Raw genomic sequence first — 14,203 nt, 5'->3', positions numbered from 1 at the left:
GTAAGATGGGGTAACTGAGATTACAAGACGAGACCACCAACCACAAAACCTAACGCAACGGCTGTCGTGATAGTCACGACACCTGGCACAAAGAACGGGTGATTGAAGACCAAATTGCCGATACGCGTTGAACCGGTGTCATCCATTTCAACCGCAGCCAGCAAGGTTGGGTAAGTGGGTAACACAAACAGTGCGCTGACGGCTGCAAACGAGGCGATCGCCGTCAATGGTGCTACCCCAATAGCAAGGGCTGCGGGCATGAGAGCAACCGTGGTTGCACCTTGTGAATACAACAGCATGGACGCGAAAAACAACACCAGCGCCAACATCCATGGGTAGTCCTGAAGCAGTGAACCTGCTACGTCTTTGATGCCTTCAACGTGACCATTGACGAAGGTTGAACCCAGCCATGCGACACCCAGTACACAGACACACGCGGTCATGCCTGAGCGGAAGGTTGGTGCCGACGGGATCTTTGACGCATCGATGCCAGTCAAACCTACGATCAAGGTTGCCGCCGCCAGCATAAAGGTCATGATGGCTTCGTTACGGCCAAGCGTCGGGTTATCAATCAAACCGGTAGAGTCCGAGATAGCGGCAGCATAGGCGACAACCAAGATGATCGCCGCCAGAAATATGAAGGTCGCTTTTTTGGCTGTTGGCGCGATCTCTCGCTTAGTTTCGCCTTGAAGTTTGATAAGCCCTTTCGCTAAACGCTCTTGATAGACGGGATCATCTTTCAGTTCACAGCCCATGAAATTCGCAACAAAAGCACCAGCCATACATGCAATGAACGTGGTTGGAATGCAGATCGCCAATAAGGTCAGGTAATCCACGCCCATTGGATCAAGGACACCTGAAAAGAAAACCACGGCGGCAGAAATTGGAGAAGCAGTAATCGCAATTTGTGATGCGACAACAGCGATAGACAAAGGGCGTGATGGACGAATCCCTTGCTCTTTGGCAACTTCAGCAATCACGGGAAGCGTGGAAAATGCTGTGTGGCCTGTTCCGGCCATCAAGGTCATCAGGTAGGTTACGATAGGGGCGTAAAACGTGATGTGTTTTGGGTTCTTACGGAGAAAGTTTTCTGCTTTTTCTACCAGCCAATCGAGACCACCAGCAACCTGCATTGCTGCAATAGCGGTGATCACTGACATGATGATCAGGATGACGTCGATGGGGATGTAGGTTTGGCTGGTGGGCATGCCTAAAAATAGCGAAAGGACGATGACGCCTGCTCCGCCCGCAAGACCAATACCGATACCGCCGATACGTGCGCCAATAAAAATAAAGGCGAGTACGACGAACAACTCCAATGCAATCATGGAATACTCCTGTTAAAGCTATAAAAGTAAAAAACAAACGGAGCCACTATCTTCAAAGCAATGCGGTCTTATTCATCATGAGATATGTGTGGATTTTAGAGCGCAAAAACGTCGAAAAAAGTCTCTTCGTTTGGACTTTCGGGCTTGGGGGTTCTTTGTCAAAAAATGGGCGCTTAATGTAACACGGAATGGGTGTTGCACAGAGGTAAAAAAATGGGTACTCATTGAGTACCCATATTGTGTCGAATTAGTTGTAGCGTTTTGCTTTGTATTGCGGGTGCATCAGGTTATCGATAGAGAAGATGTCATCTAACTGCTCTTCAGTCAGTAGGCCGCGCTCCAGCACCACGTCGCGTACGTTCTTGCCGGTTTCTGCGCAAATTTTACCGACGATATCACCTTCGTGATGACCGATGAATGGGTTTAGATACGTCACGATACCGATTGAGTTGAAAACAAAGCTCTCGCAGATTTCTTTGTTCACAGTGATGCCGTTAACGCACTTCTCTCCGAGGTTCACACATGCATTGGCCAGAATCTCGATAGACTCGAACAGTGCCTGACCAATCACTGGCTCCATGACGTTCAACTGAAGCTGGCCTGCTTCTGCTGCGAAGGTCACAGTGGTGTCGTTGCCGATAACTTTAAAGCAAACTTGGTTAACCACTTCTGGGATAACAGGGTTTACTTTCGCTGGCATGATAGAAGAACCCGCCTGCATCTCTGGCAGGTTGATTTCGTTGAAGCCTGAGCGAGGGCCTGAAGACAGTAAACGTAAGTCATTACAGATCTTCGACAGTTTCACCGCTAAACGTTTCAGCGCACTGTGAACCATCACATACGCACCACAGTCAGAGGTGGCTTCGATCAGATCTTCTGCTGGCGTGCAGTTTAGGCCAGTTACTTCGGCCAGGCGTAAAACCGCCAGTTGCTGGTAGCCAGCCGCTGCATTCAAGCCTGTACCGATAGCGGTCGCACCCAAGTTAACTTCGAGCAACAGTTCAGCGGTGTATTTCAGGTTTTTTACTTCTTCTTTCAGAAGTACAGCGAAGGCATTGAACTCTTGACCCACAGTCATAGGTACAGCGTCTTGCAACTGCGTACGGCCCATTTTCAAGATGCCACTAAACTCAGTGCCTTTGGCTGCAAACTCGCCTTGCAAGTAAGTGATAGAATCGACCAGTTTCAGGATGCTGTTGTAAACCGCTACACGGAAGCCAGTAGGGTACGCACAGTTGGTTGATTGGCTCTTGTTCACGTGGTCATTTGGGTTAACCACGTCATAGTCACCTTTCTCTTTGCCCATCAGCTCAAGCGCAAGGTTGGCAATGACTTCGTTTGCATTCATGTTCACCGACGTACCTGCACCACCTTGGTATACGTCAGAAGGGAACTGATCCATGCACTTGCCCGTTTCCAAAATCAGGTCACATGCTTTAACAATGTAATCGCCCACGTCGGCAGGGATCACCCCTAGCTCTTTGTTTGCCATCGCAGCCGCTTTTTTGGTAAAGACCATGCCGCGAACAAACTCTGGTACATCAGAGATAGTGGTGTTTGAAATATTGAAGTTTTCAACAGCGCGAAGAGTATGAATGCCGTAATACGCATCTGCCGGTACGTGGCGTTCGCCAAGCAGGTCTTCTTCAATACGCGTAGCGATAACAGGGTTTGCCAGATTTTTTTCGAAATCAATTGTTTGTGACATGATATGGCCCTAAAATGAATCTTATATTGGTTATTTTGTTAGCCAACAAATTCGCTGTAGAGTCCATTCATCAGAGAGTTTGGCCTGGGTATCCAGTTTTTTGTACCCGACGTAATGAAGGCGATTCTACTCGTACGTTACAGCAAAAACATGAGTGAGATCACCATTTGAGATTAATAAGCACGATTTGCAAGGATCTGTGATCACGATCTTTATCTTACTGATTCGGCTCACGCATTGTTAACTGTCTAATAATATTCATACACTTATCCTTTCACGCTGTGACACATCTTCACACCAAAGCTTCCTCAAAACTGCACAAACCAATGGTATGATGCAAAGGAAGATTAAAAGAGGTATTGCTGTGTTTCCTATTTTGCTACTGATGTTCATCACTGTTCCTGTTATTGAGATTGCCTTGTTTATCCAAGTTGGCGGTGTGTTAGGGCTTTGGCCTACCGTGGGCTTGATTTTGTTGACTGCAGTCGTGGGGGCATCATTGGTGCGGAGCCAAGGTTTACAAACCTTGCTAACAGTTCAACAACGCCTTCAGCAAGGCGAGTTGCCAGCGCAACAGATCGTTGAAGGTATTATGCTGGCGGTAGCGGGTGTCTTGCTGCTAACCCCTGGATTTATGACTGATGCCATGGGGATGGCAGTGCTCTTGCCTTGGCCTCGTGCTTGGTTGGCGAAACAGTTGATGAGTAAAGTGAAAGTGGCGAATTTCCAAAGCGGGTTCCAACAACAGGGACCACAGGGCAATGACCCCTTTAATCAAGGGCCATTTCGCGATAGCTCTCAAGGCGGCAATACCTTTGAAGGTGAATTTGAGAAAAAGAACGACGATGATCGTAATCGCCTGAAATAAGAGATAAGTAAAAAGCCAACCGACAGGTTGGCTTTTTTGATGGGTCAGTCAGTTATGTCTTAAGCTCTTGGCGGTTTTTGTATTGCTCCAGTGACTCCGGATTGTCCAGTGCACTGAGTTGTGCCACCTCTCGGCCATGCACCACATCCCTCACCGCGAGTTCTGCTAGCTTGCCCGATTTGGTTCTCGGGATGTCGGTCACTGTCACTATCTTGGCGGGTACGTGTCTTGGCGTGCAACTTACCTTGATCGTTGAACGGATTTTCCGTTGTAGTTCTTCGTCTAGCGTTACACCTGATCGTAGTTTTACGAACAGCACGACGCGAACATCACTCATCCAGTCTTGTCCAATGACCACTGAATCTAAGATTTCATCAAGCTGATCCACGTGGCGGTAGATTTCCGCTGTTCCAATGCGTACACCGCCGGGATTCAATATGGCATCTGAACGTCCGAAGAACACCATGCCGCCTTCTTGAGTCAGTTCGACATAATCGCCGTGGAACCAGATATCTTCCATCTTTGCCCAGTAAGCGTTGTGGTATCGCTCACCACTGTCATCATTCCAAAAACCCACAGGTTGATTCGGGAAGCTGTTACAACACACCAACTCACCTTTTTCTTCCGTTATTGGCAGCCCGTCAGTGTTAAACACGTTGACGGCTAACCCGAGTCCACGAACCTGACTTTGGCCACTATAAACTGGGGAAATAGGGCTACCTAAAACAAAGCACCCGCAGATGTCAGTGCCGCCGGCAATGGAACTTAGCTGCAAATCCTGTTTGATGGTCGTATACACAAAATCAAACTGCTCGGGCGCGAGTACTGAGCCTGTAGAGCAAAGTGTACGAAGCGTAGAGAGCGAATGTTCTTTTTCGGGGCAGTAGTGTTGTTTCTCCAATGCCTCTAGATACTTGGCAGATGTGCCAAACAAGGTGACTTTTTGAGTGTCTGTGAGCCGCCAGAGTACGCCGGCGTCAGGATAGAAAGGTGAGCCATCAAACAGCACTAGCGTGGCACCACTTGCTAGAGCGCTGGCAAGCCAGTTCCACATCATCCAACCACAGGTAGTGAAGTAGAATACGCGATCGCCGACTTTCACATCGGAATGTAATTGGTGCTCTTTAAGGTGGTTAAGTAGCATGCCCCCGACGCTATGAATGATGCATTTTGGCTTGCCTGTTGTGCCAGAGGAGTACAGAACATATAAGGGATCGTTGAAACCAACAGAGGTGAAACGAAGTGGCGGAGCGTCGGTGTTGAGTAAATCCAGCCAATCATCTTCATCAACAGTAAGTTCAGCGCCACCGACATAGGGGACGACCACCATGTGAGTTAGGTTTTCCACGCCCAGTTGAACAGCGCGTGCCTTGGTGAGGTTGTCGTGTGACTTGCCGTTGTAATGATAGGCGTCGGTGGTGAAAAGGACTTTGGGCTGGGTTTGGCCAAAACGGTCGAGCACGCTGTCGATACCGAAATCGGGCGATGTTGATGTCCAGATCGCCCCCAAAGAGGAGGTAGCAAGCATTGCAACAACCGTTTCAGCAATATTTGGCAAGTATCCAGCAACGACATCGCCCTTTTCAACACCCGCGGCTCGTAAGTAGTGGGCAATACAACCTACTTGGCGAACCAGCTCTTGCCAAGATAAGGTTGTCGCAATCTCATCTTCGCCAGAAAAAACAATGGCGTCTTTTTCTGGCATGTCATTGGCCCATTGCAGCAAGTTTTCGGCGAAGTTTAACTGCGCATCGGGAAACCAACGACTGTGTTGGTGCGGGTCACTGTCTGGGATATCCACAATGCGTGCGCCACGTTCACCCACGACGTTAGAAAATGACCAGAGTTCAGACCAAAAGAGTGCGTTGTTAGAAATAGACCAATCATACAGCTGGGCGAAGTTAACAAGCTTTTCGTTGTATTGACGGTTTATCACATCCATGAAGTCCGTCAGGTTTGCATTGGCGAGTCGTGTTGAGCTCGGTCGCCAAAGTGGCTCTTGTGACATGCTTTCTCCTAAACATTGTCTGGGTGCGCTTTTGCAAACTCGGGCAGAGCTTGGCAGCGCTGTTCTATTTCTATTAGGGTAGGGTAAGGGGTCAGGTCGATGGAGAACCGACGCGCATTAAACAGTTGAGGTACCAGGCAGATATCGGCGAGTGTTGGAATCGAATCGCAACAATACGTGTTTTGGGTGCTTTCCAGTTTCTTTTCCAAAGCGTCCAATCCGATAGATACCCAGTGCCGATACCACTGCAATTTTTCATCATCGCTGTGGTGTAATGCGCCGGTCAGGTGCTGAAGAACTCGAAGGTTATTGAGCGGATGGATATCGCATGCGATATCCATCGCGATGGCGCGACACCTAGCACGAGCGACACGATCGGCGGGTAAAATCGATGGGGAAGGGTAAGCCTCCTCCAGATATTCAATAATCGCCAGTGATTGCGTGAACACTTGCCCGTTGTCGACCAAGGTAGGCACCAATCCAGAAGGATTGAGTGCGCGGTAGTTGTCTTTGCCTTGTTCGTTATCCAGCAATGAGATGGACTGGGCTTGGTAGCACAGTCCTTTCAAATTGAGGGCGATCCGAACACGGTAGGACGCGGACGAGTTCTTATAGTCAAAGAGCTTCATCTCGCCTCTCCATTGTTACTCGAATGGGACAACTTCCTGCTCAATGCGTCCGAAAATCGAACGTCCTTGTGAGTCAAACATTTCGATGCTGACCCTATCACCGTAGTGCAAGAAGGGGGTGTTAGGCGAACCTACTTCCAGAATTTCCAACATCCGTCTCTCTGCTATGCAACAAGATCCTTTTGAACGATCTAAATTGGAGACAGTACCGGAGCCGATAATGGTACCAGCCGACAGGAATCGACTCTTTGCTGCATGCGCAACGAGTTGGGCAAAATTGAACGTCATATCAATGCCAGCATCTGGGGCTCCAAAGTGTTCACTGTTAAGGTGAACGTGGAGTGGACGATGTACTTTGTGGTGTATCCACGTGTCATCAAGTTCATCTGGTGTGATAGCGACCGGAGAAAACGACGATGCGGGTTTGGATTGAAAGAAACCAAAGCCTTTTGCCAATTCACTGGGAATAAGATTTCTTAGTGATACGTCGTTGACCAGCATCAGCAGTTTGATGTGCTGGCCAGCCTCTTGCGGCTTGGTTGCCATTGGTACATCGCCAGTGATCACCGCCACTTCCGCTTCAAAGTCACAGCCCCAGGCTTCATCACAAAGTACGATGTCATCGTTAGGGGCCAGAAAACGATCTGACATGCCTTGATACATCAAAGGATCCGTCCAGAAACTCTCCGGCATGTCTGCGCCGCGGGCTTTTCGCACCAGTTCAACATGGTTGACGTACGCGCTGCCGTCTGCCCATTGAAACGCGCGGGGCAAAGGGGATGCACAGTCTTTGGGATTAAATGGAAATCGTCCGGCTACTTTATTGTTATTTAACGCGTCATATCGGGCTTGAAGCAGCGGGGAGAGCGTATCCCAGTCATCAAGTGCATCTTGCAAGGTGAAAGCAATATCAGACGCATCAACGGCTTGCTGTAAATCGCGGGATACCAAGATTAACTTTCCGTCTCGGCGATGTTTCAATGAGGCCAGTTTCATTGTTCACTCCTTGTTTCGTTATTCGCTGTCAGGCGGTAGGGGGGGGCGCCATGACAGGACATAGTCCTTCAATTCTGTTTGTTTGGCTGCGTCACCTAAATCAAGTGGCATGCGTGTATCAATCATCACGGCGACTTCATCGGTCTCTTTCTTCACGGCTTTGGCACCAGCGGCAAAAGCTTTGGGATGAGGGCCGTGCGGAAATCCGCAAGGGTGGTGCGTCACCATACCGGGATGAATATTGTCGCGGCTGAAGAATTCACCTTTGTGGTAGAAAGTGACTTCATCGTAATCGTCGTTGTTGTGGTAGAAGGGCACCTTGAGCGCACTAGGGTCGGATTCAATGGGGCGAGGAACAAAGGTACAAATGACAAAGCCCTGTGCGACAAATGTGGTGTGTGCCGAAGGCGGAAGGTGGTAGCGATGGCTCATAAGCGGGCGGATATCGCGCCAATTGAGCTTAAAGACAGTGAGATTTCCTTTCCAACCGACAGCATCGAGCGGGTTGAAGGGATACGTTATGCGGTTGAGTGCATTTCTTGATTTTAAGTAGACGTTCCAGCTTTTTACTTCGTCTCGCTGGGCGATAAAGGCATCGTCGATCTTTGGGTGCGCTAACACGGCGGGATCAAACATGGCATGATCGCCGACGATCCCTTTTTCTGCAGACAAATACGATCCATGTGTGGCTTCAATCATCAGCAATATTACGGGCGAATCGGGTTCCAAACGCCAGTTGGTAGAACGGGGAATAATAAGGTAGTCCCCTTCAGTGAAACGAAGATGGCCGTAATCACAGTAAAGAGATCCTTCCCCTTGATGCACGAATAGGCAATCGTCACCGTCGCCGTTTCTGACAAGATAATCCATTTCTGTTTCACATCGCCATATCCTTACTCGGACATTGGAGTTTGAAAGCAAGACGGGGGCAGTCATAGGATTGTCAGTGATGCATTTCACTTTGTTTGTGTCGAAGGCATGAGGACGCAGTTCGCCCTCCCACTCAGTCCATCCCGTTGGCGCATGCCGGTGATACATATGGGTTGCGGGGCCGAAAAACCCTTCTTTTCCGCACTCCCTCTCAAACGTACCGTCTGGCAAGTCACAGTGGGCTTGTCGGGACGCTTCTCCCTCTACGAGTGGGAATGAAAACCACTTTCTCATGTTGCTCTCCTGCACAGATGAAGTGAATAAATCGGCAGATAGTTTCAAATGTAACTATATTTTGAGTATTGGTTAGATTGCTCAGAATGCAAATTTCAGAGGAAAACAAGGAGAGCTATGAGTTTACAGTTGCTGTCGCTGGATAATTTTTTACCGTACAAGTTGGTGCAAACTGCGGAGCTGGTGGCGGACAGTCTGGCTTCTCGCTACGAGGGGGAGTTTGGTATTTCACGCCCAGAATGGCGCGTGATAGCGTCGTTAGGGGCGCGTGATGGTGTTATATCAAGGGACTTAGCGAAGGAAACACGACTGGATAAAGTGAAGGTGTCGAGAATATTGTCCCGATTGGAAGCAAAGCGTTTGGTTGAAAGAGCGGTACATGAAGACGATCAACGCGCCGCCATTGTCAGATTATCAGAATCAGGTAACGCGCTGTATGCGCAGGTGGTGCCAAAAGTATTAGAGTGGGAACGCGCCATGCTGGACGGATTGTCCAATGAGCAGTATCAGACACTGTATCAAGCATTGGATGCGCTACAAGCTCGCTCCTACGAGTTAACTTAGGTCTTTTTCGCGATTGCTTTATCAACAAGCAACTGGCGTCTAAGGGATACTGCGACCGCATAAGCAATAATACCAGCAATGGTATTGGCAACAGCTATACCGATAAACATACCTTCGGTACCATCAAATAAGCTACCCAGCCATGCCATAGGCAAAAGCAGGATAAAAAGGCGCATCAGGTTCATCACGAATGCGGTCACAGGCTTTTTCATCGCGTTCAACGCGCTCACTAACATCATCATCACACCCTGCATGCCGTAGCTGGCGGGAACCACAATCAGGTAGTGCCAGAGTTTGTTCTGAACGACAGTTTCTTGGCTAAACATCGAGGCGATCGGCAGACTAAGTGGCACCATTGCGATAAAGATCATGAGCTGGAAGACAATGGAGAAGCGCATTGCGCGAAAGAGTGCCGCAAAAGCGCGGGTTGGATTTCCTGCACCAAAGTTTTGCGCCATGATAGGGGTTAACGCTGACGTCAGAGCCATCATCACTATCAACAGTAATGACTCAACACGCTGCGCCGCACCATAGGCGGCAACACTGGTGGTACCCTGGCTCGCAAGCAGCGCCATGAGAATGGCGCCGGAGATTGGGTTCAGTGCATTCGACATCGCCGCAGGCGTACCTATCGACAGTATGTCTTTCCAATCTTGCAAAAGGCTGCGAGGTGAAGGCCAAGCCAATAACCTGTCGCGTTTGATAAGCACATACAACGATCCCACAAGTGCACCAGCCCAACTGATCGCGCTGGCAATTGCAGCACCTTGAACGCCTAATTCGGGAAATGGGCCAAGTCCAAAGATGAGTAACGGGTCAAGAAGTCCATTGATCATACCTGCGAGTACCATGATCTTCGCGGGGGTTTTGGTATCGCCCGTTGCACGAATAGCAGAGTTACCAGCCATGGGAATAACCAAAAGCGGGATGGTTAAGTACCACACGCTCATGTATTCGTGGATCAGTGGTAGTAACCGCTCATGTGCGCCGAGTAGGGTGAAAAGTGGGTCGATCGTGGCAAGGCCGATCATGCTGGCGATAACAACAAGGAGGATCGCCAGAATAACACCATGACCAGATACGCGCGCCGCTTCTCGTTGTGCGTTTTGACCGAGTAGTCGGGCAACGCCTGTTGACAGGCCTACTCCTATCCCCATCGTGATACAGTTAACTGCAAAGGTTATTGGGAAGGTAAAACTGATGGCGGCCAGTGCATCTGTACCTAGCAAAGAAATAAAAAAGGTGTCGACCAGATTAAAAGCAAGAATGGCAATAAGCCCAAAGACCATTGGGATCGTCATGTTTTTAAGCGTCTGATCTATTGAGCCTGACAGCAGGCCGTGCTTGTCTTTCATACCACTCTCAGCATTGGCTTCTATGAGAGGAAGTGAATATAAATGGTGTTGTACCCTGCATATTTAGTTTGCTTGGGGATATGACAGAATAGATCCTTGAAAAACCAAGGCACGGCTACCCTAATCCATAGAATGTGATGGAGCAAAAGGTATTGGCCAAAAAAAAGGAAAAAATTTGCTTTATGCCCCTTGGGATTGAGATAACCCATCCCCACTTTATACCCAAATTGCTTTAAGCCCATCAGCGAATGGTTGATAGGGTTATACAGATTTCGGAACACTGCAAAACGTGGCAGTTTCCTTTTCTATTTTTCACATGGATCACTACATTTATTCAGGAGACGACCAATGAACATTCGTCCACTACACGATCGAGTAATCGTTGAACGCCAGGAAGTTGAATCAAAATCTGCTGGTGGCATCGTTTTAACTGGTTCAGCTGCAGAGAAATCAACGCGTGGCGTTGTACTGGCAGTAGGTAAAGGCCGTGTGCTAGAAAGCGGTAACATTCAGCCATTGGACGTAAAAGTTGGCGACACCGTCATCTTCTCTGAAGGCTACGGCACCAAGACTGAAAAAATCGATGGTAAGGAAGTCCTGATCCTGTCTGAAAACGACATCATGGCTATCGTTGAGTAATTACTATTTCATCACTGAAGAACAGATTTAAAAAGGAAGAGAGAAATGGCAGCTAAAGACGTTAAGTTTGGCAATGATGCTCGTACAAAAATGCTAGAAGGTGTAAACGTTCTGGCTAACGCAGTAAAAGTAACGTTGGGTCCTAAAGGCCGTAACGTTGTACTGGACAAATCATTCGGTGCTCCAGTCATTACTAAAGATGGTGTATCTGTTGCGCGCGAAATTGAACTGGAAGACAAATTCCAGAACATGGGCGCACAAATGGTTAAAGAAGTTGCGTCTCAAGCAAACGACGCAGCGGGTGACGGCACCACAACCGCAACTGTACTGGCACAGGCAATCATTGCTGAAGGTCTGAAAGCTGTTGCTGCAGGCATGAACCCAATGGATCTTAAGCGCGGTATCGACAAAGCTGTTGTTGCTGCTGTTGAAGAGTTGAAAGCACTGTCAGTTCCTTGTGCGGACACCAAAGCAATTGCACAGGTTGGTACGATCTCTGCAAACTCGGATGAAACTGTCGGTAACATCATTGCTGAAGCAATGGAAAAAGTAGGCCGCGACGGTGTTATCACCGTAGAAGAAGGTCAGTCTCTGCAAGACGAGCTGGATGTGGTTGAAGGTATGCAGTTCGACCGTGGTTACCTGTCTCCTTATTTCATCAACAACCAAGAATCAGGTTCTGTTGATCTGGAAAGCCCATTCATCCTGCTTGTTGATAAGAAAGTATCAAACATCCGTGAATTGCTGCCGACGCTAGAAGCCGTCGCGAAGTCTTCTCGTCCACTGCTGATCATCGCAGAAGACGTTGAAGGTGAAGCACTGGCAACGCTGGTTGTTAACAACATGCGTGGCATCGTGAAAGTGGCTGCAGTAAAAGCACCTGGTTTCGGTGACCGTCGTAAAGCAATGCTACAAGACATCGCGACACTGACTGCAGGTACTGTTATCTCTGAAGAGATCGGCATGGAACTAGAGAAAGTGACGCTGGAAGATCTAGGCCAAGCGAAGCGCATCTCTATCACCAAAGAAAATACCACCATCATTGATGGCGCTGGTGATGAAGCGTCAATCAAAGGTCGCGTATCTCAAATTCGTCAACAAATCGAAGATGCAACGTCAGATTACGACAAAGAGAAACTGCAAGAGCGCGTGGCTAAATTGGCTGGCGGTGTTGCGGTAATCAAAGTTGGTGCAGCAACTGAAGTTGAAATGAAAGAGAAGAAAGACCGCGTAGAAGATGCTCTGCACGCAACGCGTGCAGCAGTTGAAGAAGGCGTGGTTGCCGGTGGTGGTGTTGCACTTATTCGCGCAGCAAGCAAAGTTGTTAACCTGCAAGGTGACAACGAAGAGCAAAATGTAGGTATTCGTGTTGCACTGCGTGCAATGGAAGCTCCTATTCGTCAAATCGCATTGAACGCGGGTGACGAAGACTCTGTTGTTGCGAACAATGTTAAGGCGGGTGAAGGTAACTACGGTTACAACGCCGCAACGAGTGAATATGGCGACATGATCGCAATGGGTATTTTGGATCCAACCAAAGTTACTCGTTCTGCACTTCAGTTCGCGGCATCTGTAGCTGGTCTTATGATCACGACTGAAGCCATGGTAACTGAGCAGCCAAAACAAGACGGCCCTGCGATGCCTGATATGGGCGGTATGGGTGGCATGGGCGGAATGATGTAAGTATCCACCCCAATTTGCAGTCCATTAAAATCAATCACTTAAGGTGCTGCGTGACACGTTTTGTTGAACGGAATGTATCACGTTTAATATCTCGATAATACAGCCTAGTTTTACTTGATTGTGGTCTGCATAGCTCTACCGTTGAGGACTACTGAGTTTAATCGCTTGGTAGTCCTCAATTGTTTTATATAAAAAATCTTCCCTACATCACTTTCTAAGGCTTTCTGAAGCCCATTCAAGGATTCTATTGGCCCAAGCAGAGAAAGCCTCACAGTGCTTCTTTCCGCGCGTTTTAGAGCTACCCTATAGCCTTGCTTTACCTAACTTGACTTCGACTATTACAAAGAATCGCCAAAAACGTCCTGTGATACGTTCTAGGTAAATTATGAGAATGTAGTGAGATAGGTTGGTTTGTAGCTGACCAGAGAAAAGCAGAGCTCTTAACGCGAACTCCGCTTTTATGTCTACTCTTTAGAGTTGCTGAGTCGTTTGATCAACCTCTTGGATTGCTTGAGCTCTTCTGCTCTGCTAGCAACGGTAGACTTGTAGTTTTGTACTCTTAAGCGAATGTTCACTAGAAAAGCGAATATGCATACACTACAGCCGATAAAAAAACCGATACAACTCAGTGCAAGCCGAGCTTCTAGCTGTTGGATAACGACGAGGTAGAGCATCGTCCCTGTCGTTACGCCAAAGAATAACAGTAGGTACGCGCTGGTTTTGAGGTAACGCTGTGCATCATTGATGAGGCTGCGTAAGCGAGAACGCTCTGTTTGTGTGATAGTACCGAGCTCTTGGAGTTCTGTAAGGTCTTTGAGGAGAGGCCATATAACAGCTATCGGAAATATGAACATCGAGACAAAAACGTATGGTACAGGCCCGCCAGCAGGTATCACCGTCGACATGTGACCAAACAGATAAGCACACAGACTCCCTACCAACAACAAGGGTAGTGAATACACAGCGGCGTGACCTTTCTGTTTAGATAATCTCAATCTCTATGCTTCCGTGACAATGTCGTGTAAGTCTGGAGACACTTCTTTAGTAGCAATTTTAGCCGTGAGCCATTGCTTCATTTGGTGGTATAAATCCACTTCATCAATCTTCCCATTGAAGAAGTTCAGGTTAATTTGGTGACTCAGTTTGAGCTCGTCTCCTTTGATTTCCCCTGGTAAGACCCCAGAACTCTATACACTTTCAAGCTTCTGATAATACTGTCTTTCGTATTCATTCGGTGACAGTCCACCATTAGTACCATGAT

At 48.2% G+C, this 14,203-nt stretch carries 12 protein-coding genes; 4 read left to right on the top strand and 8 right to left on the bottom strand.

The annotated features are described in order from the left end of the window. Positions 1–20: 20 nt before the first annotated feature. Both B5D35_RS16790 and aspA read right to left on the bottom strand, forming a co-directional pair. On the bottom strand, positions 21–1,328 hold the full coding sequence (locus B5D35_RS16790) for an anaerobic C4-dicarboxylate transporter (protein ID WP_078753689.1): 1,308 nt from the start codon (positions 1,326–1,328) through the stop codon (positions 21–23). 247 nt (positions 1,329–1,575) lie between these two features. After that, complete coding sequence (gene aspA, locus B5D35_RS16785) at positions 1,576–3,036, bottom strand: aspartate ammonia-lyase (RefSeq protein ID WP_078753688.1); 1,461 nt, start codon at positions 3,034–3,036, stop codon at positions 1,576–1,578. Between the two features lie 364 nt (positions 3,037–3,400). Here aspA and B5D35_RS16780 point away from each other — a divergent pair, with 364 nt between their 5' ends. Next, positions 3,401–3,904: an FxsA family protein gene (locus B5D35_RS16780; RefSeq protein WP_078753687.1), complete on the top strand. Its 504-nt coding sequence runs from the start codon at positions 3,401–3,403 to the stop codon at positions 3,902–3,904. Between the two features lie 52 nt (positions 3,905–3,956). Here the strand turns inward: B5D35_RS16780 and B5D35_RS16775 are convergent, their stop codons facing one another. Genes B5D35_RS16775 through B5D35_RS16760 form a run of 4 tightly spaced genes read right to left on the bottom strand, consistent with a single transcriptional unit; the run spans position 3,957 to position 8,701 of the window. Further along, positions 3,957–5,912 (bottom strand): acetoacetate--CoA ligase, encoded by a 1,956-nt coding sequence (locus tag B5D35_RS16775; protein WP_078753686.1) that lies wholly within the window; start codon positions 5,910–5,912, stop codon positions 3,957–3,959. Positions 5,913–5,920: 8 nt separating this feature from the next. After that, positions 5,921–6,541 carry a maleylacetoacetate isomerase gene (gene maiA, locus B5D35_RS16770; RefSeq protein WP_078753685.1) on the bottom strand — a complete coding sequence of 207 codons (621 nt, stop codon included), beginning with the start codon at positions 6,539–6,541 and terminating at the stop codon, positions 5,921–5,923. Positions 6,542–6,556: 15 nt separating this feature from the next. Next, positions 6,557–7,537, bottom strand: coding sequence for a fumarylacetoacetate hydrolase family protein (locus tag B5D35_RS16765; protein ID WP_078753684.1), 981 nt, complete (start codon positions 7,535–7,537; stop codon positions 6,557–6,559). Positions 7,538–7,555: 18 nt separating this feature from the next. Continuing rightward, positions 7,556–8,701 carry a homogentisate 1,2-dioxygenase gene (locus tag B5D35_RS16760; protein WP_078753683.1) on the bottom strand — a complete coding sequence of 382 codons (1,146 nt, stop codon included), beginning with the start codon at positions 8,699–8,701 and terminating at the stop codon, positions 7,556–7,558. Positions 8,702–8,818: 117 nt separating this feature from the next. On the opposite strand from B5D35_RS16760, the gene B5D35_RS16755 reads away from it, so the two are divergent. Then, entirely contained in the window at positions 8,819–9,265 is a 447-nt protein-coding gene (locus B5D35_RS16755) for a MarR family winged helix-turn-helix transcriptional regulator (protein WP_078753682.1), read from the top strand. On the opposite strand, the gene B5D35_RS16750 is transcribed toward B5D35_RS16755, so the two are convergent. Then, positions 9,262–10,620, bottom strand: a complete 1,359-nt coding sequence (locus B5D35_RS16750; protein ID WP_078753681.1) for an MATE family efflux transporter — start codon at positions 10,618–10,620, stop codon at positions 9,262–9,264. The two genes, B5D35_RS16755 and B5D35_RS16750, sit on opposite strands and share 4 nt — an antisense overlap. Positions 10,621–10,968: 348 nt before the next feature. Here B5D35_RS16750 and B5D35_RS16740 point away from each other — a divergent pair, with 348 nt between their 5' ends. Both B5D35_RS16740 and groL read left to right on the top strand, forming a co-directional pair. Continuing rightward, complete coding sequence (locus tag B5D35_RS16740) at positions 10,969–11,259, top strand: co-chaperone GroES (protein WP_078753679.1); 291 nt, start codon at positions 10,969–10,971, stop codon at positions 11,257–11,259. A gap of 45 nt (positions 11,260–11,304) precedes the next feature. Further along, positions 11,305–12,942 (top strand): chaperonin GroEL, encoded by a 1,638-nt coding sequence (gene groL, locus B5D35_RS16735; RefSeq protein ID WP_078753678.1) that lies wholly within the window; start codon positions 11,305–11,307, stop codon positions 12,940–12,942. Positions 12,943–13,406: 464 nt separating this feature from the next. Here groL and B5D35_RS16730 read toward each other — a convergent pair whose 3' ends face one another. Then, complete coding sequence (locus B5D35_RS16730) at positions 13,407–13,937, bottom strand: hypothetical protein (protein WP_139367795.1); 531 nt, start codon at positions 13,935–13,937, stop codon at positions 13,407–13,409. Between the last annotated feature and the right edge of the window lie 266 nt (positions 13,938–14,203).

The sequence above is a fragment of the Enterovibrio nigricans DSM 22720 genome (assembly GCF_900167155.1).
In the GTDB taxonomy this organism is placed as follows: domain Bacteria; phylum Pseudomonadota; class Gammaproteobacteria; order Enterobacterales; family Vibrionaceae; genus Enterovibrio; species Enterovibrio nigricans.
The sequence above is the reverse complement of the archived record's forward strand: the minus strand, read 5'-3'. Positions and strand labels throughout refer to the sequence as shown.